Below are 22989 nucleotides of genomic sequence, written 5' to 3' on the forward strand. Positions count from 1 at the left end.
TAACGGGCGGGCTCATGGGTTGTGCGGTGGTGTGCCGAGCGTGGGGCTGATCGGGACGACGGTGCCGCCGGGGTACCAGTCGGACGGTTCCCCGCCCATGTCCATCTCGTCGTCCATGCCCATCGGCACGTTGACCGGTGCGGATCCGTAGAAGGTGGATCGGCTGTCCAGCGGCGTGCGCTGCTGGGCGGCCCAGGACAGATAGCCGGCCGAGGACGGCGACTCGCCGGGGAACACCGCGCTGACGGTCGAGGCGTACTGGCGGGGGTCGAGGTTCTGCGGGTTGAAGGTCAGGGCCAGCATCTCCGACGATGCCGAGCCCAGCACCCCGCCGGTGAGCAGCCAGGGGGCGAGCACGATGCCACCGTTCGGCACTCCGGTGGCCGCGTCGGTCGCCTTGCCCAGCGCATCCTTCGCCCGTGCCCATCCGGAGACCACCAGCAGGGTGTCCCCCTCGGCCGGCGTCGCCGAGATCGGCAGGTGACGCTGGGCGGCCTCGGTACGGACCAGGTCGGCGGCAGCCCGCGACCGCGGCGAGTCGTCGGAGACACGTCGAGTGCCCGGATCCCCCTGCCGGCCAGGAACGTGACGGTATCGCGCAGCGAGCTCCCATCGGCCGCGGTCAGTGACTGCGACGGGCAGGCCAGCGGCGGGGCCCAGGTCAGCGACGAGCTCGGATCGGCGCCGGCGAGCAGTCCGCCCAGCGCCGCGCTCGCGCACTCCGGGCCGTCCGGTCCGGTCAACGCGCTCCGCACGGCCGGGTCGGGCGGCGTGGTGCCCAGGTTGACCGGCACCGTTGCCGTGATCCCGTCACCGCTGATCTCCAGTCGGTCGGTACCGACCGGCAGGTCCAGCACCGCCCAGCTCCCCGGAGCGCCGGCCCGGTCGGCCACCGGCACGCCCGTGCCGGAACCGGCGCTGACGGTGATCACCCCCGGCGCGGCGGCCGGAACCGGTGGCGTCGCGCCGTGCCCGTGCGCGGCGATCTCCTGCCCGCCGCCCGCATCCCCGATGTGCACGAGGTTCGTGCCGGGCCGCATCGGCAGCACCAGTACGGCCAGGTGCCGCAGTCCGAGGTTGACCGGACGCAGCAGGGGCTGACCGGGTTCCGGTGCCGCGAGCGGGCGGTTCGGGTGCGGCAACGGTGGCCCGCGCGGCGGTGGGCTCGGGGTGCGGTGCGGCCGTCACGTCGCGGACCGGCCCGGCGGGGTGGGCATTCTCAGCTGCCCACCGGGGTCGCCAGCTGGAAGCCCGCCTCGGTGATGACACGGCGCAGGTCAGAGGGGTCGATCGGCTGTTCGACGGTGAGGCTGACCTGACCGGAAGCGAGGTCGATCGTCACCTCACGCACGCCGGGCAGGGTCTTGACCTCCTCGGTCACCGAGGCAACGCAGTGCCCGCAGCTCATCCCGGTCACGGTGAACGACTCCGAATACAAGGGAACCTCCAGAGGAGATGCGCGTCCCGAGCGGGGAACTCGCGCTACGTGGGCGCGCCAGGGACAGCCGAGCGCCGGGGACAGATCTGGGCGGCCGGGCGGAGGACACCGGCACGACGTCAGCCCAGTGGCCGGGTACACAGCGCGCTGGCTTGCCGGCGCAGATCCACATGGATCCGGTACGCGGCGAACAGCTGCCAACTACGCTTGGCCGAGATGATTGCACGCGGTTACCGGGCCCTCGCTGCGAACCCCTCGCCCAACGTGCCCTCGGATGCACCGACTGAGAGAACTGGGCGCCAAAAGGCCAGTTCCAGTGGCTCAAAAGCTCACCAGATCTGTCAACTTTGCCGGGTTGGGAGCCTCGATGTCACTCCACTGGGATCCACTACATCGTGTGACCGCGGGTACGCACGGCAGTCAGGCACGCCCGCGGTGCCCGCTCGCCCGCTGTCCCGGCCCACTCGGGTCGGCGGATCGCGCGGGCAAGCGGTCCGGCAACAGGTGGTTCGCCACGCTGAGCGACCCCGCCCTCGGTGCGCGCGGCCACCTCGGACCGGAGTTCGCCGACAGGCGAGGATGGGGACATGAGCATCGTCCGCTGGGGAGTGGTGGGTCCGGGTCGGATCGCGTCGAAGGTCGTGCGGGACTTCCCGCATGTCCCCGGCGCCGAGGTGGTGGCCGTGGCGTCGCGGTCGGCGGAGCGGGCCGGCGCGTTCGCCGCCGAGCACGGGATCGGCCGGGTGCACAGCTCGTACCGCGCGATCATCGAGGACGACGACGTCGACGTCCTCTACCTCGCCACCCCGCACCCGCAGCACCGGGCGCTGGCGCTGGCCGCCCTGCGAGCCGGGAAGGGCGTTCTGGTGGAGAAGGCGTTCACCGTCACCCCGGGCGCGACCCGCGAGATCACCGAGCTGGCCGCGAAGCTCGGGGTGTTCGCGATGGAGGCGATGTGGACGCGGTTCGTGCCCGCGGTCGCCCGTGCGCGGGAGCTCGTGGCCGGCGGGGCGATCGGGTCTGTCCAGGCAGTGCAGGCCGACCTCGGCGTGCGGCCCCCGGTCGACCCGACCGACCGTTTCTACAACGCCGCCATCGGTGGGGGCGCACTGTTCGACGTGGGTGTCTATCCGATCTCGTTCGCCCAGATGTTCCTCGGCACCCCGGACTCGGTCACCGCGCACGGGATCGTCGACGGGCACGGCGTCGACGTCGAGGAGGCCGTGCTGCTCGGGTACCCGGACGGGCGCAGCGCGTCGCTGTTCTCCTCACTGCGGTGCGCGACACCCGGGCAGGCACGGGTCTTCGGGACCGACGGCTGGATCGACGTGCTGCCTCGGTTCCACCATCCCGACACCATCGTGCTCCACCCGGCCGGCGGCGAGCCCCAGGAAATAACCCTGCCCCTTACCGGCGGCGGGTACTCGCACGAGCTGCGCGAGGTCACCGAGTGCATCGCGGCGCAACGCCCGGAGAGCGCGGTCATGCCGCTCGCCGACACGGTCGCGGTCCAGGACATCATGGGCACGGTGGCCGACCAGCTCGGTTTCGTGCCGCAAGAGGGCCCCGCCGAGCTGTAGCTGTTGCGTCTGCCCGCTCCAGCTTCCGGGTTGAGGTGGCACGGCCGGTCACACTGCCAATCGGACGTCCGAACGGGACACAACCACCGCCGTGACGCCGAGATAACGCCGTGTCACCGACAGGGCGGACTGATGTCGACCCTGGCGCGACTGGCGCGTTCATTGTCATCGAGACCAACGTCAGTCCGGAAAATTTCGCCTAGATCCAGACTCACGTTGCTCTCGACTCACTCCCGTCCCTCAGGTCAGCGGCCTGAGCCAATCGGCCGGTCACTGACAGTGACTGTCGCTACGTAGCGGCGGGCGACGTCTGTCGATCACGACCGTGAGTCCCCGGCGTGAGCGTCGGTCACATCAAGTCGCTCAGCTCAGCCACCATCTCGGCGGTCCGAGGCACAGCCTCACTAGGCGATGGAAAGCACACGTTCGTGAGTGTGCACGGGGACCGGGCCGCTGTGCTGCTGGAGACCGGCGGAGCTCTCTAGCCCTGGTCGGACCGCACCGCCCGCCCGCTCGGCTCGGCCTTCTCGACCCGGGTACGCCGCACCGAGCGGACGACCGAGACCGCGATCAACACGAACAGCGCTCCGCCCACCGTGACCAGCGGGAAGTTGACCAACAACGGCACGACGACCAGCAGCGTCGCCCCGATCAGTGCCATGGCGGCGATGCCACGGCCCGCCTCACTCATTCCGGTCACTCGCTCCGACCTCGGCCCTTTGTTCTTCTCTGTCAGGGCATTCATCAGGCTGGACACAATCCCAGCCGCCCGGTCTTCGCGTGCCATGTCTATCTATACGTGCGGCCCGCACGGTTCGTTACCGCACCGCGCGGCGAGAGCTGAGGGAATCCGGAGCACGGCCCGCCGCCGCCGGTGACCGCACCGGCACGGTGATCCGGGTGCACGCGGCGCCCCGGGACCCGTAGTACTCGATCACCGGTTCGCGGGGTACCGCGCCCCGAGTCTCGATCGCCGACAACACCAGGGCGTAGCTGAACGGAAGCTCGGGCGATCGCCATCGCGCTGGCCTGCACACCGAAGGTGCTCATCGCCGACGAGCCCACCACCGCGCTGGACGTCACCGTGCAGGCCGGGGTGCTGCACCTGCTGCGGGACCTGGCCACCGAGATGGGACTGGCCGTGCTGCTGATCACCCACCACCTCGGCGTGATGAGCGCGGTCGCCGACCGGGTCGCGGTGATGCGTCACGGCGAGGTGGTGGAGAACGGTGACCGGTTGCAGGTCTTCACCTCACCGGCCCACCCCTACACGGCGTCGCTGCTGGCCAGCCTGCCCGGTGCGGCCGGTGGAGTGCGCACCCTGGACGACGTCCGGGCGCTGGATACCCCGAGGGAGGAGTTGTGAGCGAGCTGCTCGAGGTCGCCGGCCTGCGGGTGGTCTACCGGGGCAGGCCGCCGGTGCGCGCGGTGGACGGCGTAGACCTGCGGGTGGGCGCCGGTCAGGTGGTGGGCCTGGTCGGTGAGTCGGGCTGCGGCAAGTCCACCGTGGCGCGCACCATCTGCGGCCTGGTCAAGCCGGCGGCGGGGAGCGTGGTGTTCGACGGGATCCCGGTCACCCCGTTGGGCCTGCGCCGCCGTCCGGCCGCGCTCACCCGGATCCAGATGGTCTTCCAGGACCCGTACGCCTCACTGCACCCCCGGCGTCGGATCGGGGCGCAGATCGGCGAAGGCGTGCGGGCCGCGACGGCGCGCGGCGGCGAGACGGGGCCGGGCGCCGAGGAGGCTCGCGGCGACGGCACGGGGTCGGGGACGGGGACGGGGACCGAACCGGCCTGGTGGCTGCGCCGGGTGGGGTTGGAGCCCGACGCGGCGCGCCGCTATCCGCACGAGTTCTCCGGTGGCCAGCGGCAGCGCATCGCGATCGCCCGCGCCCTGGCCGCCCGGCCCGACCTGCTGATCGGCGACGAACCGATCTCGGCGCTGGATGCCTCCACCCAGGCCGTGGTGGCTGCGCTGATGCGGGACCTCGCGGTGGACAGCGGTGCCGGGCTGCTGTTCATCTCGCACGACCTGTCGGTGGTCCGACTGATCGCCGACCGGCTGGTCGTCATGTACCGGGGGCGGATCGTGGAATCCGGCCCGGCGCGGGCGATCTGGGAGGATCCCCAGCACCCCTACACCCAGTCGTTGCTGGCCGCGGTGCCGGTGCCGGACGGCCAGGGCACGATGCCCGCTCCCCCGCCGGACGACGCCGACTATCCGCTGGAGCCGGTGCTCCGCTGACCTGTGCGTCGCGGTCAGTTCGACGGGCCCGGCCGGTGGCGAAGGCTCAACAGGCCGGTGACGAACGCGACCGTGGTGCCAGCGAGGAGCAGGAACCACCCGATGGGAACGAGCGCGAACGGCTCATGGAGCACGCCGTACTCGCCCACCGTGGAGTCCGAGGCGCAATCCGTTCGTGAGATCTAGTTCGGGATTCAATTTAACGTCAGGGCTGCAAATCTCGTGATCAAACAGCCGCCTTGTTAAGTTGAATGATCGGGCACGACCAGCTAGACGGCCGCTCCGGGCGGCGGGGGGACGAGAAGAGCCACCGCCCAGCCCGGACTGTCGTCGGCGCTCTGCTCTGCGCACTCATACGCAACAGGGCCACGTTGCGACCGCTGGTCAGGAGTCGTGAGTGGCGATGGTCGCGATAGCGACCATCGCCAGTCACCGTCAGCCGAGCGACTCGGCCAGCCTGCTGCCACGGTCCCGGTAGGCGGCCCGCGCGCGCAGCGCCTCGTCGAGATCGACAGCCACGAACCTGGTGCGGGAGTTCGGCGCGGACTGGGCGACGATGTCGAGGTCGCCGGAGATCACGGTGCCGACCATCATGTAGCCGCCACCGGACACCGCGTCCCGGTGCAGCACGATCGGCTCGACGCCACCGGGCACCTGGATCGAGCCGATCGGGTAGGGCGCGTCGACGATGTTCGACGGGTCCTGGCCCGCACCGAACGGCGGCTCCCGGTCGACCATGTCCAGCTCGGCGCCCTTGTAGCGGAAGCCGATGCGGTCGGCGACGGGGGTGAGCGTCCAGGTCGTGTCGAGGAAGGCCGCCCGGCCGCCGTCGGTGAGCCGGTGGTCGTAGAGGCCCATCACGACCCGGACCTCCATGTCCTTGCTCAGCACCGACCGCAGGTCGTCGGGCACCCGGCGACCGGCCGTCGCGCCCGGGCCGTCGCCGACCGGGAGCCGGTCGCCCGCCGCGAGCGGCCTGCCCTCCAACCCACCGAGGGTGCCGAGTCCGTAGGTGGAGCGGCTGCCTAACACCTCGGGTACGTCGACACCACCGGCCACCGCGACATAGGCCCGGGCCCCGGCGGTGAGGTAGCCGAAGTCGAGCCGGTCACCGGCGCGCACCGCGAACGACTCCCACGGCGGCCGCTCCTCGCCATTCACCCGAGGGACCATGGCCGCCCCCGTCACCGCGACCACGCTGTCCGCGGTGAACACCAGTTCGGGCCCCAGGTACACGCATTCCAGGGCGGCCGCCCCGGCCGGGTTGCCGACCAGCAGGTTGGCCGCCCGCAGTGAGTACTGGTCCAGCGCCCCGGACGGCGGGATGCCCACGTCGTAGTAGCCGGTGCGGCCGGAGTCCTGGACGGTGGTGGACAGACCGGGCTTGTGAACCTCGATCGAGCTCACCGCAGCACCTCCAGCAGACGGGCGTTGTAGCCGTCGGGGTCGTCGAGGAACGGTTGCAGGCTGAACTCGACCGGCCGCGCGTTGATCCGGAACGTCCCGGCCTCCACCTCGGCGAGGTAGGCGTCGTAGCGCTCCCGGTCGATCGGGGTGAACTTGACGATGTCGGCCGGCCTGAAGAACACCATGAAGTCGGCGAAGTCGGGCAACGACTGGGACGGGTCGTAGATCGGGGCCGGGGTGATGCCGAACATCTGGTAGCCACCCGCGCCGCGGACCGAGTAGATGCAGGAGAAACAGCCGCCGTAGCCGACGGTCTGCTTGGGGGTGTCGGTGCGCGGGCGCAGGTACTTCGGCACCACGATCTGCCGTTCCCGGGGCACCATCTGGAACTTGAACGGCAGCCCCGCGACGAACCCGACCATCGAGGTGAACCAGGGGGAACCGGAGTGCGCGGCGATGAACTCCTCGACGCTCGCGTACCCGTTGATCCGCGCGGCGTACTCGATGTCGGTGGCGTCCGGATCCTGGTGGCGGTCGCGGAAGCGCATCAACGTCTCGGTGGTCCACGGGTCGCGGTAGAGCACCGGGATCTCCAGCACCCGGGTCGACAGTGCGAGGTCGTGGGCGTCGCCGACCCGTTTCTCCAGGTCCCGCAGCTGGGCCAGCAGGTCGTGCGGTTCGATCACGTCCGGGTCGTAGCGGACCTGGTAGGACGCGTTCGCCGGGCAGATCTCCAGCACGCCGTCGGGCCGCTGCTCGCGCAACGCCTTGGTGATCGCCATGACCCGGAAGTTGGCCTGCAGGCTCATCTCCTCGGCCAGCTCCACGAAGATGAACTCGTCACCGCCCCAGCTGTAGCGCGCGGCCTGGATGTCGCTGAGGTCGCTCACTGTTCCTCCTTCCGGTCGCGCAACCACTGCTCCAACGTCCCGGTGTGGAACTCCCCCGCCGCCAACCACGGCTGTGCGAGCAGTTCGGTGAACAGGCCCGCGGTCGTCGGCACGCCCTCCACGACGAACTCCGCGAGCGCGCGGCGCGCACGGCGCAGCGCCGTCTCCCGGTCCTCGCCCCACACGATGATCTTCGCCAGCAGCGAGTCGTAGAACGGCGGGACGCTGCTGTCCGGTTCCAGCCAGGTGTCCACCCGAACCCACGGGCCGGCCGGCAGCACCACCCGCCCGACGTTTCCGGGTGCCGGCAGGAAGTCGCGGGACGGGTCCTCCGCGCACACCCGCAGCTCGATCGCGTGCCCGCGCGCCACGATGTCCCGCTGGTGCAACCGCAGCGGTTCGCCGGCCGCGATCCGGATTTGCTCGGCCACCAGGTCGACGCCGGTGACCAGCTCGGTGGTGGGATGTTCGACCTGGATGCGGGTGTTCATCTCGATGAAGAAGAACTCCCGCGTCTGTTCGTCGAGCAGGAACTCCGCGGTCCCCGCGCCCCGGTAGCCGACCTCACCGGCCAGCCGCACCGCGGCGGTCGCCATCGCCTCCCTGACCCCCGCGTCGATGCCCGGCGCCGTGGCTTCCTCGAGCATCTTCTGCCGCCGGCGCTGCAACGAGCACTCCCGCTCGTGCAGGTGGACGGCGTCCGTGCCGTCCCCGAGCAGCTGGACCTCGATGTGCCGCGCCCGCCGGACGAAGCGCTCCAGGTACATCCGCCCGTCGCCGAACGCGGCCGCCGCCTCCTTCGACGCGGCCGGGAAACCCGAGCGCAGACCGGACTCGTCCTCGACGACCCGGATGCCGCGCCCGCCCCCGCCGGCGGCCGCCTTGAGCATCACCGGGTAGCCGATGTCCGCCGCCGCGGCGACCGCGGCGGCGACGTCGTCGACGCCGTCCCGGGTGCCCGGCACCGTCGGCACCCCGGCGGCCGCGGCCACCTGGCGGGCCCGGACCTTGTCGCCCATCTGGTCGATCACCGCGGCGTCCGGGCCGACGAACACCAGCCCCGCATCGGTGACCGCGGCGGCGAAGGCGGCCCGCTCGGACAGGAACCCGTAACCAGGGTGCACCGCATCCGCGCCGGTGGCCCGCGCGGCCTCGAGGATCGCCTCGACGTTGAGATAGCTCTTGGCGGCCTGCGGTGGCCCGATCTCGACCGCCGCGTCGGCCAGCCGCACGTGCAGCGCGGTCGCGTCGGCGGTGCTGTGCACGGCGACGGTGGAGATCCCCAGGTCACGCGCGGCGCGGATGATTCGCACCGCGATCTCGCCGCGGTTGGCGACGAGCAGCCGCCTCATTCGACCTCGATCACGGCGACCGCCTGGCCCGCCTCGACGACACCCTCGTCCTCGATGAGGAACTCGACGACCGTGCCGGCCGCTCCCGCCGGCACCTGGTGGAACGACTTCATGACCTCGACCAGGCACACCGTGTCGTCGGTCCCCACACTCTGTCCCTCGGAGACGAACGGGTCGCTGCCCGGGTCGGCCCTGCGGTAGAAGACACCGGGGATGGGCGAGAGAACTTCGTGACGGGCCATCGGACTCCTTCGTTGGTCGGGCCGAGCGGTGTGGATCGGCCCGAGGCGCCGGACCGGCTACCGGGTGGCCAGGTACGGCCGCAGCGCTTCGTTGACGGCTTTGGCCAGGTCAACCGCATTGGGGGTGTCCGAGTGCACGCACACGCAGTCCGCGCGGACCGGGATCTCCATGCCACCCACCGATGTCGCGACGCCGTCGGTCACCGCCCGGAGCGCACCCCGGGCCGACGCCTCCGGGTCGAAGGCGGCGTGCTCGCGCGTGATGATCAGCGAGCCGTCGTCGCGGTAGTCGAGGTCGGCGTAGTACTCGGCGATGAACCCGGCGTCGCGGGCTCCCCACACCTTCTCGTGGACCGTGCCCGACATGCCCATCAGCGGAACGCCGAACACGTCCGCCGCGTCGGCGACCGCACCGGCGACCTCCTCGTCGCGCGCGGCCATCCCGTACAGCGACCCGTGCGGCTTGATGTGGTGCAGCTCCATGCCCTGGCCGCGCAGGAAACCGGACAGCGCGCCGACCTGGTAGATCACGCACGCGGTCAGCTCGTCGCGGTCCATCTTCATCTCGCGGCGGCCGAAGCCCTCCCGATCGGGCAGCGACGGATGCGCACCGACCTTGACGCCGTGCTCCTTGGCCAGCGCCACGGTCCGCCGCATCACCCGCGGATCCGAGGCGTGGAACCCGCACGCCACGTTCGCCAGCGTGATCCAGGGCATCAGGCCGTCGTCGTCGCCGCATCGGTAGATGCTGAAGGCCTCACCCATGTCGCAGTTGATGGCCACCATGGTCGGGCTCCCTCCTCCGGTATGCCGCGGGGCTGTCAGTATCCCGCCGCGCGCCCGTGAACGCCTGCCCTGGCGACTATTTGTGCACTCCTCCGCACCGCCGAGCCGTCACTCAGCTCCCGGGCCGGGCGCTCGGCAGGGCGTCGATCAGCTGGTCGAGCTCGCCGTCGGTGTTGTAGTAGTGAACCGACGCGCGCACGATCTCGGTCAGGCCGCGCCGGGGCATGTCGAGCTGGGCCGAGCTCGTCTGGGAGACGTGGGTGTTCACGCCCCGCTCGGTCAGTCGGAGCTTCACCTCCTGAGCCGGCACCCCGTCGACGGTGAAGGTGACGATCCCGCAGCGGCGCTGCCCCTGGTCGTGCACGGTGACCCCGTCGACGGCGGTCAGCCGCTCGCGCAGCGCCCGGGCGAGGCCGGTGACCCGCTGTTCGATCGCGTCCAGACCCCAGGTCAGCGCGTAGTCGATCGCGACCCCCAGACCGATCTTCGCGGCGTAGTTGGCCTCCCAGTTCTCGAACCTGCGGGCGTCGGCGCGCAGGACGTAGCGGTCCGGCGCGGTCCAGGTGGCCGCGTGCAGGTCCAGCAGCGGCGGTTCCAGGGTGTCCAGGATCGACCGGCGCACGTAGAGGAACCCGGTCCCCCTCGGTCCCCGCAGGAACTTCCGACCGGTCGCGGACAGCAGGTCGCAGCCGATCCGCGTGACGTCGACGGGGAGTTGGCCCACCGACTGGCAGGCGTCGAGCAGGTACGGCACGCCGGCCGCGCGCGCGAGGACACCCACCTCCTCGGCGGGGTTGACCAGCCCGCCGTGTGTCGGGACGTGCGTGATGGCGATCAGCTTGACCTCGCCGGCCCGGTCATCGAGTCGGCGGCGGAGGTCGGCTACCGACAGCTGCCCGTGTTCGTCGTCGTCGACCACCTCGACCACCGCTCCGGTACGGGCCGCGACCTGCAGGAACGCGATGACATTGCTGGCGTACTCCGCATTGCAGGTGAGGATGCGGTCGCCCGGCTTGAACGACAGCGCGTAGAACGCCATGTCCCAGGCCCGGGTCGCGTTCTCCACCACCGCGACCTCGTCGCGCTCGCAGCCGATCAACTCGGCGATCGCCGCGTAGGTCCGGTCGACGTGGTCGGCGGCCGCCGACGCGGCTTCGTAGCCGCCGAGCTCCGACTCGCGCCGGAGATGCGCGATCACCGCTTCGGTGACCTGCGACGGAGGCAACGCGGCGCCGGCGTTGTTGAGGTGCGCGACCCGGCTCGCGCCCGGGGTGTCCGCTCGCGCGCGCTCGATGTCAAACATCCAGAGCACAGTACTGCGCCGCGGACATGCTCAGCACATACCGGTTGATCTCGAACTAGAGCATGGGCACGTGGTGCCCGACACTGCGGTATGGACTCGCGGCGGCTGACTGATCATGCTCTGATAGGTCGGGGGCCCAGCTGGGTCCGTTCGGGCTCAGCTGACTGACCAGGGCAGTCGCGTCGACATCGCGGGTGGTGGTCTCGATTCTCGTCGACTTCTCCGAGGGCGGCCAAGATCTGAACCTGGACGCCGATCTCTGCGTGATCGGAGCAGGTGCCGTCGGCCTCACCATCGTCCACGAGCTGCGACAGTCCGGGCTCCGGGTCGTCGTCATCGAGACCGGTGGGCTCGACCGCGACCCGGTCAGCGACGGGCTCAGCGATACCCCCGCCGACGGCTCCCCCACGCTTGACCTGCACAGCACCCGGCCCAGGGTCTTCGGTGGCAGCACCGTCGAATGGGGCGGGATGTGCTGCCCGCTCGACGCGTGCGACTTCGAGACCCGGCCCTCCATGCCCCTGCACGGCTGGCCCATCTCGTTGGCCGAGCTGCAGCCCTACTACCAGCGCGCACACGCGGCCCTCGGGCTCGGACCGCCGTACTTCGACGAACGCGTGTGGTCGGACCTCCGCATCGCCCCGCCGGCCGTGGACCCGGCGCTGCTGCGGACCAAGTTCTGGCAGTACCGTTCGCCCGGCCTGCTGCCACCCGACAGCCCACTGCGCTTCGGCGAGGCCTACCGGGCCGACTTCGCCTCGAGCCCCGATATCAACGCCGTGCTCAACGCAACGGTCGACAAGCTGGTCCGGGTACCCGGGGAAGATCGCCTGGACGGTGTCGAGTTCCGCAACATCGCCGGCCGGCGTGGCTCGGTGCGGGCAACCGTCTTCGTGCTCGCCGCCGGCGCCGTGGAGAACGCGCGGGTCCTGCTGGCCTCGGAGTTCAGCAACTGCAGCGAGGCGCTCGGCCGGTACTTCATGGAACACCCACACGCGATCGTGGGCAGGCTCTCGTACCGGGACATGCACCGGATCCTGCCGAGATGGGCGGTGCTGCAGCGGACCCGGCGGGTGTCGTTCAGACCCAAGTTCCTGCCGACCCCGGCCTACCAGCGCGAGCACGACATCCTGAACGCGGCCATGTCGCTGGAGGTGCGCTGCGAACCGGACTGCCCGCACCGGGCGCTGGCGGACCTGACCCGCGGCCTGCGGGCGAGGCGGTTCGACTCAGAGGTGGGCAGCAGCGCCCGGCGGGTGGCGACACATCCCGGGATCCTCGCCGGTGTGGCCTACCGGCGCGCCCGCGGCGGCCCCGCGTGCCCCGCCCACGGCGGAATCGACCTGTACTGCCGGTCCGAGCAGGAACCGAACCCGTCGAGCCGCGTCACCCTCGGTCCGGACCGCGACGCGATGGGCGTCAACCGGGCCGTACTCTCCTGGCGGCTGACCGACCGGGACCGGCGCACCGTGGTCGACTACGCCAACCTGGTCGGATCCGAACTACGCCGCCTCGGCGCCACCACCCTCACCCTGGACCCCTGGCTCAGCGATCGGGAAGGGTGGCCGGCGGAGATGCGCGGCGGGCCGCACCACAGCGGCACGACCCGGATGTCGGACACCGCCACGACCGGCGTGGTCGACAAGCACTCGCGGGTGCACGGCGTCGCGAATGTCTACGCCGTCGGCCCCTCGGTGTTCCCGACCGGCGGATACGCCAACCCGACCTACACGATCGTCGCGCTCGCGATCCGGGCAGCCGATCACATCCAGGCCCGGCTCCGTGAGCGGGCACCGCTGGCGACGTCCTAGTGTCCTGAGTCGCGCACCCGGTTCGGTCACGCCACGGAGGCTTCTTCCATGATCACCCTTACCCAGGCCGGCACCATCGTGCGGCACGCGCTCGAGCACGCCAGGGAGCAGGAGCTGCCGCCGATGACGGTGGCCGTGCTCGACGCCGGCGGTCACCTGGTCGCGTTCGCCAGGGAGGACCGGTCGAGCCTGCTGCGTGAGCGCATCGCCCGGGGCAAGGCGCTCGGTGCGCTCAACATGGGCGTCGGCAGCCGCAGTCTGGCCGGCAGGGCCGCGGCACACCCACAGTTCATCAACGCGGTGACCGCGCTGGCCGAGGGCAATCTCGTACCGGTACCCGGCGGAGTACTGGTACGGGACGCCGACGACGAGATCATCGGCGCCGTCGGGGTCAGCGGACACCAACCGGACCTGGACGAGGAGTGCGCGGTCCGGGGCATCACCGCCGCCGACCTCCGCGCCGATCCGGGGGTGTCCTGACCGGCGCCGAGGCGCTCAGTGGTTGTCGCGCGGGATGCCCTTGCTCTGCGCCACCCGCTGGTAGCCGACCGCCGGCCGCAGCACCATGCCGTCGGCGAGCTGGTCGACCATCGAGCGTTGGATCTCCTGCCACGGGGTCTGCGACGCGGGCATCGGGAAACCGCCCGCGGCGTCGAGATCGGCTCGGCGGTGGGCCAGCTCGTCGTCCGGGACGAGCATGTCGGCGGTGCCGTTGACCAGGTCGATCCGGATCCGGTCCCCGGTGCACAGCAGGCCGAGCCCGCCGCCGGCGGCGGCCTCGGGTGAGGCGTTGAGGATCGACGGCGAACCGGAGGTCCCCGACTGGCGACCGTCGCCGATGCAGGGCAGCGCGTGCACCCCCTTCTTGATCAGCTCGGCGGGCGGCTGCATGTTCACCACCTCGGCGGCACCCGGGTAACCCAGCGGGCCCGCGCCCCGGATGAACAGGATGCAGCCCTCGTCGATGTCGAGCGCCGGGTCGTCGATGCGGTGGTGGTAGTCCTCCGGCCCGTCGAACACGATCGCCCGCCCCTCGAACACATCGGGGTGGTCGGGGTCGGAGAGGTATCGCTCCCGGAACTCCTTCGAGATCACGCTCGTCTTCATGATCGCGGCGTCGAAGAGGTTGCCGCCTAGCACCACGAACCCGGCGTCCTCGACCAACGGGTTGTCGAAGGTCCGGATGACCTCGCGGTCGAGGGTCGACTGGTCACGGCAGTTCTCCCCCATCGTCCGCCCGGTGACCGTGGGCGCACCCTCGTGGATCAAGCCGTGCTGCATCAGCTCGTGGATCACCGCGGGCACCCCGCCCGCCCGGTGGAACTCCTCGCCGAGGAAACGGCCCGCCGGCTGCAGGTCGACGATCAGCGGCACGGCCAGGCCCAGTCGCTGCCACTCCGGCAGGGGGAGGTCGACCCCGGCGTGCCGGGCGATCGCGGTGATGTGGACCGGGGCGTTCGTCGAGCCCCCGATCGCCGAGTTGACCACGATGGCGTTCTCGAACGCCTCCCGCGTCAGCACGTCGGACGGCTTGAGGTCCTCGTGCACCATCTCCACGATCCGACGCCCGGTGAGGTAGGCCATCCGGGCCCGGTCCCGGTGCGGCGCGGGGATCGCCGCGCAGCCGGTCAGGCTCATCCCGAGGGCCTCCGCCAGCGCGTTCATCGTCGACGCGGTGCCCATCGTGTTGCAGTGCCCCGCCGAGGGGGCCGACGACGCGATGAGCTCCAGGTATCCCTCCTGGTCGATCTCGCCGGCGGCCAGCATCTCCCTGGCCTTCCAGACGATCGTGCCGGAGCCGGTCCGCTCGCCGCGGTGCCAGCCGTTCAGCATCGGGCCACCGGACAGCACGATCGCCGGGATGTTCACGGTGGCCGCGGCCATCACACAGGCCGGAGTTGTCTTGTCACAACCGGTGGTCAGCACCACGCCGTCGAGCGGGTAACCGTAGAGAACCTCGACCAGGCCGAGGTATGCGAGGTTGCGGTCCAAGGACGCCGTGGGCCGCTTGCCGGTCTCCTGGATCGGGTGCACCGGGAACTCGAACGCGATGCCGCCGGCCTCCCGGATGCCCTCCCGCACCCGGTCCGCGAGCTGCAGGTGATGCCGGTTGCACGGGGCGAGGTCCGAGCCGGTCTGGGCGATGCCGATGATCGGCTTCCCGGACTGGAGCTCCTCCCTGGTCAGACCCCAGTTCATGTACCGCTCGATGTAGAGCGCCGTCATCCCTGGGTTGTCCGGGTTGTCGAACCACGCCTGGCTGCGCAACGACACATCTCCCCCATCCCACGATCGTCCCGAGCTGACCGGGGCGACGTTCTCCTGCTCGAAGCGGTGGCGCCGGGCTCCCGGCACCACCGCTTCGACAATAGGCTCGACCCAGCTGCTCCGGAGCCACCTCCCGGCGGCAAAGTCCGGCGAATGGGCGGGGATCAGTAGTTGGCGCCGGTACCGCCGTCGGCACCGGCGCCACCGGTGGCGTTGCACTGCGAGTTGTCCCCACCTTGGCCCACCACACCGGCGGAGATACCGATCGGGACCCCGCAGTTGGCGTTCGCGGCGCCGCCGTTCCCGCCGTTGCCGCCGTCGTTATCGTGGCTCCCGCCGTCGCTCCCCCAGCTGGAGTCGTGCGAATCGGAGTCGTGCGAACCGTCATGATCACATCCGGCGAAGGCGGTGCCGGCCATGGCGGCGGAACCACCTACCGTCAGAACGACCATCACCGACGCCGTGAGGGCGCCTCGGCCAAGCTTGCGGATCACGTCTGCCTCCAGGACCGTGACCGGAGCGGCTCCTGCTCCGGTTCAAGGGGCTTAGAACTAATGCCCAGCGACCCCCAAGTCCACGACACGGGGCCGTCCCACGGTGAGGAACACTCCATCGGGGCGACGAAGTAGACGAGAACTAGCTAACACTCCTCCACCGACGCTGAGCGGACGTCGAGAAGAACCTGCTGCTCACACCCAGCAAGTCGGATCGGGTGCGCTCGGGGACTCAGTTTGGAACCAGTCCAAGATTTGACTCAGTCAATTCTAGAGACTAGACAGGTGAACAGCGTCCCCCACAGAAGAGGAGTGGTCACCATGTCCGTCACCCACACCCGCAACCGCTCGGCAGCCCGCGGACCGGAGGCGATCGACGTCGGGTTCGTCGCCACACCGTCGCTGAGCTCGAACCTGCAACTGGTGCTCGCGGACCTCGTCGAGCTGCACCTGCAGGGCAAGCAGGCGCACTGGAACATCGTGGGCAGCAACTTCCGCGACCTGCACCTGCTGCTCGACGAGATCGTCAGCTCGGCACGCGACGCCAGCGACACCATCGCGGAGCGGATGCGTGCCTTGCATGCGATTCCGGACGGCCGCTCGGAAACCGTCACAGCCACCACCAGCCTGCCGAGTCTGCCGAGCGGGGAGATCAACACCCGCGAGGCCGTCGAGCTGATGGCCGCGCGCCTCACCGGAGTGGCGACGCGGGCGCGTTCGGTGCACGACGCGGTGGATGAGCAGGACCCCACCTCGGCCGACCTGCTCCACGAGGTCATCGAGACCAGCGAGAAGTTCGCTTGGCTGATGGGCGCCGAGAACTGGGGCTAGAGCGTGTCTCTCAATCCTATGCCGAGTGGTGTGGCGGCCAGGTAGGCGCATCGCAAGGCTTGCGTCGTCCTCGGAGTCGCCGGTCCCGTTGTTGGACCGGCGGCGACGACAACGCCGCGAGGTGTCTGCCTGGGCGCCACGACGCCGGCTGGATGGTTTGGGAGACACGCTCTAGGACCCAGACCGGTCGACGAAACGGCCGGACGCCCCCTCGAAGGGGCGTCCGGCCGTTTCCTATTCATTCCGAACCGGTCCGGCCGGTGGCTATGCCGGGTCTTTCGAGCGCGAACACGCATCGCACATACCCCACCAGATGACTTCTGCCTCGTCAACGGTGAAGCCTTCGAACTCGAGCGGCTGAAGACACGGGGCCGCGCCCACCGCACAGGAGACGTCCTGGATGCGCCCGCACTGCCGACATACCAGGTGGTGATGATTATCCCCCACCCGCACTTCGTAGCGGGCCGCCGAACCGGCGGGTTCGATGGACCGCACGAGTCCGGCCCGCGTCAGGTCCTCCAGCACGTTGTACAGCCCTTGGCGCGACAATCCGTCGACGGTCGCGACCGATGAATCTCCGGCCGACTCGGAACGGCGTGCCGCCGTACTGACCGCGGCGGCAAGCTCGGCGGCGGTCGAATGGGGCGCGTGACCGAGCGCGATCAATACCGCACGACGCTGCGGGGTGTTCCGCAGGCCGGCCTGTCGGAGCTGTGCCGCCAATCCATCCACACCACAAACACTACGCGTAGAGTTGACTAAGTCAAATCTACGTGTGTGCGCGGTCACGCCAGGTCGGTCACTTCTCCTGGTGGTAGGCCTCGGTGACGTCGGACGGGATACGGCCGCGGTCAGACACCTTCATGCCGCGCTTGCGCGCCCACTCCCGAATTGCCTGGTTCTGCTCCCGGTCCACCGACGCGCTCCGTACCGGAGCCGCCGCGGCACTGCCGTTGACCCGGGTCGGCCGGCCGGCCTTGCGTGCCGCCCCCACGAAGTTGGCCAGTGCATCCCGCAGTTTTCCCGCGTTGGCACTCGACAGATCGATCTCGTACGACTTTCCGTCCAACCCGAAAGTGACGGTCTCATCCGCCTGCGAACCAGACAGATCGTCAACCAGTGAAACCGTGACCTTCTGCGCCATTTGGGCGATCCTCCACAAGCGACCGGGGCGGAAATCATCCGCACACACTTCGATTCGGCGAGAACGCGAATCGTGAGCGGGACGCTACTCAGAACTCCAAGATTTGTCGAATCCCCTCGGCATCACACCACCATCAGGTCGCGCGACTCAGCCTATCGGTTGGACGCACCCGGATCCCATTACAGATCCGAACTCGAGCCCATCACCGAGCCGAGGAATCCCGCCGATCGCTCATTGATTCCGACGACTCCCACCAAAGTGACCCGGCTCACAATGTTTTACCCGCCGCGGCGTTTTAGCCGCCGCGGCGCCCGCCCGTCGAAACGGTCAGGAAAACAGGTCAGGAAACCAGGCCCTGGCGGAACCCGTGGGCCACGGCCTCGGCCCGGTCCTTCACCCCGAGCTTGCGGAACAACCGGCGGGCATGGGTCTTCACGGTGTCCTCGGACAGGTAGAGCTCCCGGCCGATCTGGCCGTTGCTCTTGCCCTGGCTCATGCCCAGCAGCACCTGCTGCTCCCGCTCGGTGAGCGCAACGGCCGGGGCCGTGCGGGACAGCGGTGCGGGAACCGCGTTGCTGGTCAACGTGTGGGTCAGCGCGGCTACCAGCCCGGGACGCGTGGCATCCCAACGCAGGAAACCTCGGGCTCCCCCGGCAATCGCCGCCGTGATGCTGCCCGCGTCGTCCGAAGCGCCGAACACGATGACATTGGCCGACGGGAACGCGGCGATCAGGCGGCGCACCGCGTCGATGCCGGTCGGAACAGCGCGCTGGGTGCCCACCAGCACAACATCCACCGGCTGGCGCGAGTACCGGGCCAGCAGCTCGTTTCCCTGCGCCACCGCATCGGTCCGGGTAATCCCGGTCACCGCTGACATCACCCGCGTCAGACCCTCACGAACACTGCGGCGATCGTCACAGATCAGAGCCGTCGTCATAGGAACCCCCTCCGCACACCGCACCCGCGGTAGACCAACTTCTCATCTGTCGTATCGGTCGCCGTGGGACAGATCTGTACTACGAGAAGCTAACGACTTTCCGCCGATATCTCCCGATCGGCGGGCGCAACGCTCAGCGGGCGCCGAGGCCGCGCTGGGGTCCGCTCTCGAGCAGCGCGAACGCCTCGCGGATCGCGGCATGCAGATCCGTGTCCGGTCTGGCATAGGCGCGCATCACGGCACGGACCGTGCCGACCATGGTGGACGCATAGAGCTGGCTGGTGAGATCCGACTCGGGACTGACGCCGCGCTCGGCGGCGAAGAACTCGGCGAGCACCTGCTCCCAGAGGTGACTGATCTCGAGATAGCGGCACAGCGGGGTGGGGTGGCTGAACCAGAGGTTGATGCACGCGCGCGGCAGTGCGGACTCCCCGCTGAGGAACCCGACGAACTCCTCGATCCCCACCACCTTGGCGACCGTCCACGGGTCGTCGCAGGGGTGCCGGTCCGCGAGCGCGGTCCGCAGGGCCGCGAGGCGGGCGTGGACGTCGCCGAACAGGATGTCTTCCTTGGTACCGAAGTAGCGGAACAACGTGCTGCGCGAGCAGTCAGCGGCCTCGGCTATCTCGTCGGCGGTGGTCGCCTCGAAGCCGCGCTCGGTGAACAGCGCGACCGCGGCATCGACGATGCGTGCCTCGGTCTGCCGGCGTTTGCGCTCCTTGAGCGAGAGTCCGGTCGCCACCACCCGAGCGTAGCTTTCCGCCCGGGTGCGCTGGACCGCCGCGGTGGGGCCACTCACCAGACCAGCTCCCTGGGTCGCTGCTCGACCGGCGGGGTCGAGTGCTCGACACCGTGCCCGGGCGAGCCTGGGCCGTCGGCGGGCACCGGGCTGCCCGAAGCGCCGCTCGGCTTCACCTTGAGCATCAGCGCGGTGACCGCGCCCACCGCTGTGACCAGCGCGGTCACCAGGAACACATTGCTGTAGGCGCTCGCGGTCACCTCCAGCTGCAGGCGCATCCACACCGGGTAGAGGGCCTGCGCGTCCGGTGCCCCGCCGCCGAGGGCGTTCGCCGGAATGAGCGCCGACCGGTCCGCGGTGAGTTGGGCCTGCGTCGCCGTCTCCATGGCCACCAGCAGCGCAAGCCCCAGCGCGGAGGCGACCCGCTGGGCGACGTTGTTGATCGCACCCGCACCGTTGACCTGGTGCGCCGGCACCACCGCGAGCCCGGCCGTGATGATGCACATCATGGCCAGCCCGTTGCCCGCCCCCCGCACGCACGTCCACAGGATGATCTGACTCTCCGGGACGTCAGCGGTGATCCCACAGAGCAGGTAGGAGCCGTAGGCGGCGACGGCCAGCCCGATCACGCTGGGCCAGCGCGGCCCGATCCTGTCGTAGAGCAAACCGGAGAACGGCGTGATCACCCCCATCACGATCGCTTCGGGCAACAGGATCAGCCCGGCGTGCAGCGGCAGGATTCCCTGGCCGGTCTGCAGGAACAGCGGAATGTAGAACAACACCGCGAACAGGCCGACGAACAGCGCGGTGAGCAGCAACAGCGAATTGGTGAACGGCCACAGCTTGAACAGCCGGACATCGAGCAGCGGCGCCTCGACCTCGAGCTCGATGACCACGAAGAAGGCCAGGCAGATGACCCCGCCCACGATCAGCATCAGAATGCGGTACGAGTCCCAGCCCCAGGTCTCGGCCTTGGTGAAGGCCAACAGCAGCGCGAACAGCCCCGTCGCGATGGTGAGAAAGCCCCACACGTCGAACCTGGCGATGGGTGGTCGGGCGAACTCGGTCAGGACCAGGTACGCGGCCACCGCGCCGAGCAGGCCGATCGGGACGTTGATGAAGAAGATCAGCCGCCAGTCGACGTACTCGACGAGGTAGCCGCCGAGGGTGGGGCCGGCGGCCGGGGCGAAGACCACCCCGAGGCCGTAGATGCCCATCGCGGTACCGATCTCGCCGGGCGGCACGATCTTGTAGACCATCGACATCGTGACGACCGGCAGTACTCCGCCCGGCACGGCCTGCAGGATCCGGAACACGACCATGCTGGGCAGGTCCCAGGCAAGGCCGCACAGCGCCGAGGTCACCGCGAACCCGACCAGCGAGATGATGTACACCCGGCGCAGGCCGAACCGATCGGCCAGCCAGCCACTGGCGGGCACCAGTACACCGAGGGTCAGCGAGTACGCCGTGGAGATCCACTGGATGTCCTCGACACTGGTTCCGAACTCCTTCTGGATGTCCGGAATGGCGACGTTGACGATGCTGACGTCGAGCACCGAGACGAACGTGCCGATGATCAGCACCAGCAGCGGTACCAGCCAGTTCGGTGCGCGGCCGCTCATCCGGTTGGGCACCTCCTGGGCCGAGCTCGGCTCTGAGCGTCTTCAGATCCGGAGCGTCTTCGGATACTGCGCGTCTTCAGATACTGAGCATCTCGAGACACTGAGTTTCTTCAGACACTCAGTGTCTGCAATGACCATCCCTCTCGTCAAGACCGGAGCCGCGCCGATAACGGCCGGTCTCGCGAGCGAGCCCCGCCGGCCGGGATTCGACACGGAACGGCGGCTGTCTCCTCCCTCACCTTTCCTTCGGGTCCATCGGCACACCCGGCGAGAGCTGCTAAGTTCTAAATTGCAACTCAGTATTCAGGTGGTGCGCGCCGTGGTCCGCCAGGCCCACCACATCCCGGAGGTGAACCGGTGAGCACGGCTACCGCCCAACGGCCCAGCGGCACTCAGACGAACTGGATCGTGCCCCTGTCCGTGCTGATCGTCGGCAGCTTCATGTCCGTCCTGGACACGAGCATCGTCAACGTCGCCATCCCGCGGATGCAGGTCGACCTGAACGCCTCGACCGATGACATCGAGTGGGTGGTCACCGGTTACACCCTCGCCCTCGGCGTGATCGTCCCGCTCACCGGCTGGCTCGGCCTGCGCATCGGCCAGACCCGGCTCTACATCCTGGCAATGATCGGGTTCGCCCTCGCCTCCGCACTCTGCGGGCTGGCCTGGGACCTGGACACGATGATCATTTTCCGGGTCATCCAGGCCATCCCGGGCGGCGTCCTGCCCGTGGTGACGCTGATCATCCTGTACCAGATCGTGCCGAGAGAGAAGATCGGCACGGCGATGGGCATCTACGGGCTGGGCATTGTCGTCGCCCCGGCGGTCGGCCCGACCCTGGGCGGTTTCCTCGTCGAGTATGTCGACTGGCGGCTGATCTTCTTCATCAACGTGCCGATCGGGATCGTGGGCACCACCCTCGCGATCATCGTGTTCCCCCGGATCCACCCCACTACGTGGCCGAGATTCGACTTCGGGGGCTTCGTCACCATCGCCTACGGCCTGTTCGCCATGTTGCTGGCGTTCTCCGAGGGCGAGGACTGGGGCTGGACCGGATACCGCATCCTGGGCCTGTTCGTGTCCGGGGCGTTCAGCCTCGCGCTCTTCGTCATCATCGAGCTCGAGGTCGACACTCCCCTGCTGGACCTGCGGATATTCTCCTCCCCCGCCTACACACAGTCGCTGCTGCTGCTCGGGATCGGGGTCACCGGCCTGTTCTCCGCGCTGTACTTCCTGCCCCAGTACCTGCAGCGGGTGCAGGGCCTGCAGGAACTGGACTCCGGCCTGGTGTTGGTACCCGGCGCCCTGGTCCTTGTCGTGTTGATGCCGATCGCCGGCAGGATCTACGACAAGATCGGGCCGCGCTACCCGATCGCCATCGGGATGGCGATCATGGGTTACGGGTCCTACCTACTGGCCCAGATGACCCCCACCACCCCACGGATCGACATCGAGATGTGGCTGGCGATCCGCAACGTCGGCATCGGCCTGTCCATGATGCCGATCATCACCGCGGGCGTCTCCTCGCTGCCGACCGCGCTCACCGCGGCGGGCAGCGCCATGAACAACGTGATGCAGCGGGTGGCCTCCAGCGTCGCGGTGGCGGTGTTCGGCAGTATGAACACCAGCCAGGGCGCACAACTGATGGCCGACCGAAGCCTGCTGGTGGGTTCCGGCGCCCAGACCCCGCCGGCGATCGCGGCCGCCCAGAGTCAAGGACGCGCGGGCCTGACCGGCATGTACACCGAGCTGACCAAGGCGGTGACCACCCAGACCTACGCCAACGCGTTCTACGTGGTGGCGCTGATGTGTGCCGGCGGCGTGCTGCTGGGCCTGACCATGCGTTCGGGCAAGGCCCGGAACAGCGGAGTGAAAGCCCACGTCGAGGTGTGACCGGGCCG

26 protein-coding genes are annotated in these 22989 nt (G+C 69.5%); 8 read left to right on the plus strand and 18 right to left on the minus strand.

The annotated features are described in order from the left end of the window. Positions 1-12 precede the first annotated feature (12 nt). Positions 13-438: a hypothetical protein gene (locus ACTXG6_RS30100; protein ID WP_445182781.1), complete on the minus strand. Its 426-nt coding sequence runs from the start codon at positions 436-438 to the stop codon at positions 13-15. A 42-nt stretch (positions 439-480) separates the two neighbouring features. On the opposite strand from ACTXG6_RS30100, the gene ACTXG6_RS30105 reads away from it, so the two are divergent. Next, positions 481-1101 (plus strand): hypothetical protein, encoded by a 621-nt coding sequence (locus ACTXG6_RS30105; protein WP_445182782.1) that lies wholly within the window; start codon positions 481-483, stop codon positions 1099-1101. A 118-nt stretch (positions 1102-1219) separates the two neighbouring features. Here ACTXG6_RS30105 and ACTXG6_RS30110 read toward each other — a convergent pair whose 3' ends face one another. Together ACTXG6_RS30110 and ACTXG6_RS30115 are read right to left on the minus strand one after the other, a co-directional pair. Further along, on the minus strand, positions 1220-1438 hold the full coding sequence (locus ACTXG6_RS30110) for a heavy-metal-associated domain-containing protein (RefSeq protein ID WP_445182783.1): 219 nt from the start codon (positions 1436-1438) through the stop codon (positions 1220-1222). Between the two features lie 119 nt (positions 1439-1557). Then, positions 1558-1659, minus strand: coding sequence for a putative leader peptide (locus ACTXG6_RS30115; RefSeq protein WP_445190134.1), 102 nt, complete (start codon positions 1657-1659; stop codon positions 1558-1560). Positions 1660-2025: 366 nt separating this feature from the next. Between ACTXG6_RS30115 and ACTXG6_RS30120 the strand changes: the two genes are divergently transcribed. Then, the gene (locus ACTXG6_RS30120; RefSeq protein WP_445182784.1) at positions 2026-3018 is read left to right on the plus strand and encodes a Gfo/Idh/MocA family protein; all 993 of its coding nucleotides are present in this window, start codon (positions 2026-2028) and stop codon (positions 3016-3018) included. A 481-nt stretch (positions 3019-3499) separates the two neighbouring features. Here the strand turns inward: ACTXG6_RS30120 and ACTXG6_RS30125 are convergent, their stop codons facing one another. After that, entirely contained in the window at positions 3500-3718 is a 219-nt protein-coding gene (locus tag ACTXG6_RS30125; RefSeq protein WP_445182785.1) for a hypothetical protein, read from the minus strand. Between the two features lie 342 nt (positions 3719-4060). On the opposite strand from ACTXG6_RS30125, the gene ACTXG6_RS30130 reads away from it, so the two are divergent. Further along, complete coding sequence (locus tag ACTXG6_RS30130; protein ID WP_445182786.1) at positions 4061-4384, plus strand: ABC transporter ATP-binding protein; 324 nt, start codon at positions 4061-4063, stop codon at positions 4382-4384. Next, a complete protein-coding gene (locus tag ACTXG6_RS30135) occupies positions 4381-5262 on the plus strand; it encodes an ATP-binding cassette domain-containing protein (protein ID WP_445182787.1) in 882 nt (293 codons plus the stop codon). Before ACTXG6_RS30130 ends, ACTXG6_RS30135 begins: the two co-directional genes overlap by 4 nt. Positions 5263-5276: 14 nt before the next feature. Here the strand turns inward: ACTXG6_RS30135 and ACTXG6_RS30140 are convergent, their stop codons facing one another. The 7 genes from ACTXG6_RS30140 to ACTXG6_RS30170 form a co-directional block, all read right to left on the minus strand. Then, positions 5277-5411: a DUF3955 domain-containing protein gene (locus ACTXG6_RS30140; protein WP_445182788.1), complete on the minus strand. Its 135-nt coding sequence runs from the start codon at positions 5409-5411 to the stop codon at positions 5277-5279. A 286-nt stretch (positions 5412-5697) separates the two neighbouring features. After that, on the minus strand, positions 5698-6669 hold the full coding sequence (locus tag ACTXG6_RS30145) for a biotin-dependent carboxyltransferase family protein (RefSeq protein WP_445182789.1): 972 nt from the start codon (positions 6667-6669) through the stop codon (positions 5698-5700). Continuing rightward, positions 6666-7559 (minus strand): 5-oxoprolinase subunit B family protein, encoded by an 894-nt coding sequence (locus tag ACTXG6_RS30150; RefSeq protein ID WP_445182790.1) that lies wholly within the window; start codon positions 7557-7559, stop codon positions 6666-6668. The genes ACTXG6_RS30145 and ACTXG6_RS30150 overlap by 4 nt, the downstream gene beginning before the upstream one ends. Next, positions 7556-8911, minus strand: a complete 1356-nt coding sequence (locus ACTXG6_RS30155; protein WP_445182791.1) for an acetyl-CoA carboxylase biotin carboxylase subunit — start codon at positions 8909-8911, stop codon at positions 7556-7558. The genes ACTXG6_RS30150 and ACTXG6_RS30155 overlap by 4 nt, the downstream gene beginning before the upstream one ends. Beyond that, positions 8908-9153, minus strand: coding sequence for an acetyl-CoA carboxylase (locus ACTXG6_RS30160; protein WP_445182792.1), 246 nt, complete (start codon positions 9151-9153; stop codon positions 8908-8910). The genes ACTXG6_RS30155 and ACTXG6_RS30160 overlap by 4 nt, the downstream gene beginning before the upstream one ends. A gap of 57 nt (positions 9154-9210) precedes the next feature. Next, positions 9211-9939 carry a LamB/YcsF family protein gene (locus ACTXG6_RS30165; RefSeq protein WP_445182793.1) on the minus strand — a complete coding sequence of 243 codons (729 nt, stop codon included), beginning with the start codon at positions 9937-9939 and terminating at the stop codon, positions 9211-9213. 112 nt (positions 9940-10051) lie between these two features. Further along, positions 10052-11242: an aminotransferase class V-fold PLP-dependent enzyme gene (locus tag ACTXG6_RS30170; protein ID WP_445182794.1), complete on the minus strand. Its 1191-nt coding sequence runs from the start codon at positions 11240-11242 to the stop codon at positions 10052-10054. Positions 11243-11436: 194 nt separating this feature from the next. Here ACTXG6_RS30170 and ACTXG6_RS30175 point away from each other — a divergent pair, with 194 nt between their 5' ends. Together ACTXG6_RS30175 and ACTXG6_RS30180 are read left to right on the plus strand one after the other, a co-directional pair. Continuing rightward, the gene (locus ACTXG6_RS30175; protein WP_445182795.1) at positions 11437-13053 is read left to right on the plus strand and encodes a GMC oxidoreductase; all 1617 of its coding nucleotides are present in this window, start codon (positions 11437-11439) and stop codon (positions 13051-13053) included. 48 nt (positions 13054-13101) lie between these two features. Beyond that, positions 13102-13533 (plus strand): GlcG/HbpS family heme-binding protein, encoded by a 432-nt coding sequence (locus ACTXG6_RS30180; protein WP_445182796.1) that lies wholly within the window; start codon positions 13102-13104, stop codon positions 13531-13533. Between the two features lie 15 nt (positions 13534-13548). On the opposite strand, the gene ACTXG6_RS30185 is transcribed toward ACTXG6_RS30180, so the two are convergent. Together ACTXG6_RS30185 and ACTXG6_RS30190 are read right to left on the minus strand one after the other, a co-directional pair. Then, the gene (locus tag ACTXG6_RS30185; protein WP_445182797.1) at positions 13549-15327 is read right to left on the minus strand and encodes an IlvD/Edd family dehydratase; all 1779 of its coding nucleotides are present in this window, start codon (positions 15325-15327) and stop codon (positions 13549-13551) included. Positions 15328-15485: 158 nt separating this feature from the next. Then, positions 15486-15815, minus strand: coding sequence for a hypothetical protein (locus tag ACTXG6_RS30190; protein ID WP_445182798.1), 330 nt, complete (start codon positions 15813-15815; stop codon positions 15486-15488). Positions 15816-16136: 321 nt separating this feature from the next. Here ACTXG6_RS30190 and ACTXG6_RS30195 point away from each other — a divergent pair, with 321 nt between their 5' ends. Beyond that, positions 16137-16646 carry a Dps family protein gene (locus ACTXG6_RS30195; RefSeq protein WP_445182799.1) on the plus strand — a complete coding sequence of 170 codons (510 nt, stop codon included), beginning with the start codon at positions 16137-16139 and terminating at the stop codon, positions 16644-16646. 264 nt (positions 16647-16910) lie between these two features. On the opposite strand, the gene ACTXG6_RS30200 is transcribed toward ACTXG6_RS30195, so the two are convergent. The 5 genes from ACTXG6_RS30200 to ACTXG6_RS30220 all read right to left on the minus strand — a co-directional run bounded on the left by ACTXG6_RS30200 (position 16911) and on the right by ACTXG6_RS30220 (position 21088). Then, entirely contained in the window at positions 16911-17378 is a 468-nt protein-coding gene (locus tag ACTXG6_RS30200) for a Fur family transcriptional regulator (protein ID WP_445182800.1), read from the minus strand. A 67-nt stretch (positions 17379-17445) separates the two neighbouring features. Beyond that, on the minus strand, positions 17446-17790 hold the full coding sequence (locus ACTXG6_RS30205) for a histone-like nucleoid-structuring protein Lsr2 (RefSeq protein WP_445182801.1): 345 nt from the start codon (positions 17788-17790) through the stop codon (positions 17446-17448). A gap of 340 nt (positions 17791-18130) precedes the next feature. Continuing rightward, positions 18131-18727, minus strand: coding sequence for a LuxR C-terminal-related transcriptional regulator (locus tag ACTXG6_RS30210; RefSeq protein WP_445182802.1), 597 nt, complete (start codon positions 18725-18727; stop codon positions 18131-18133). Positions 18728-18860: 133 nt separating this feature from the next. Next, positions 18861-19526 carry a TetR family transcriptional regulator gene (locus ACTXG6_RS30215; protein WP_445182803.1) on the minus strand — a complete coding sequence of 222 codons (666 nt, stop codon included), beginning with the start codon at positions 19524-19526 and terminating at the stop codon, positions 18861-18863. Further along, the gene (locus ACTXG6_RS30220) at positions 19523-21088 is read right to left on the minus strand and encodes an MDR family MFS transporter (RefSeq protein ID WP_445182804.1); all 1566 of its coding nucleotides are present in this window, start codon (positions 21086-21088) and stop codon (positions 19523-19525) included. The genes ACTXG6_RS30215 and ACTXG6_RS30220 overlap by 4 nt, the downstream gene beginning before the upstream one ends. Before the next feature lie 357 nt (positions 21089-21445). On the opposite strand from ACTXG6_RS30220, the gene ACTXG6_RS30225 reads away from it, so the two are divergent. Beyond that, positions 21446-22981, plus strand: a complete 1536-nt coding sequence (locus ACTXG6_RS30225) for a DHA2 family efflux MFS transporter permease subunit (protein ID WP_445182805.1) — start codon at positions 21446-21448, stop codon at positions 22979-22981. Positions 22982-22989: the final 8 nt, after the last annotated feature.

The sequence above is a fragment of the Pseudonocardia sp. Cha107L01 genome (assembly GCF_052566575.1).

What these genes read in the sequence shown, in the direction of transcription:
- ACTXG6_RS30160 (WP_445182792.1), bottom strand. Translation starts at nt 9,153, where the DNA reads ATGGCCCGTCACGAAGTTCTCTCGCCCATCCCCGGTGTCTTCTACCGC.
- ACTXG6_RS30120 (WP_445182784.1), top strand. Translation starts at nt 2,026, where the DNA reads ATGAGCATCGTCCGCTGGGGAGTGGTGGGTCCGGGTCGGATCGCGTCG.
- ACTXG6_RS30180 (WP_445182796.1), top strand. Translation starts at nt 13,102, where the DNA reads ATGATCACCCTTACCCAGGCCGGCACCATCGTGCGGCACGCGCTCGAG.
- ACTXG6_RS30205 (WP_445182801.1), bottom strand. Translation starts at nt 17,790, where the DNA reads ATGGCGCAGAAGGTCACGGTTTCACTGGTTGACGATCTGTCTGGTTCG.
- ACTXG6_RS30195 (WP_445182799.1), top strand. Translation starts at nt 16,137, where the DNA reads ATGTCCGTCACCCACACCCGCAACCGCTCGGCAGCCCGCGGACCGGAG.
- ACTXG6_RS30170 (WP_445182794.1), bottom strand. Translation starts at nt 11,242, where the DNA reads ATGTTTGACATCGAGCGCGCGCGAGCGGACACCCCGGGCGCGAGCCGG.
- ACTXG6_RS30210 (WP_445182802.1), bottom strand. Translation starts at nt 18,727, where the DNA reads ATGACGACGGCTCTGATCTGTGACGATCGCCGCAGTGTTCGTGAGGGT.
- ACTXG6_RS30155 (WP_445182791.1), bottom strand. Translation starts at nt 8,911, where the DNA reads ATGAGGCGGCTGCTCGTCGCCAACCGCGGCGAGATCGCGGTGCGAATC.
- ACTXG6_RS30165 (WP_445182793.1), bottom strand. Translation starts at nt 9,939, where the DNA reads ATGGTGGCCATCAACTGCGACATGGGTGAGGCCTTCAGCATCTACCGA.
- ACTXG6_RS30220 (WP_445182804.1), bottom strand. Translation starts at nt 21,088, where the DNA reads ATGAGCGGCCGCGCACCGAACTGGCTGGTACCGCTGCTGGTGCTGATC.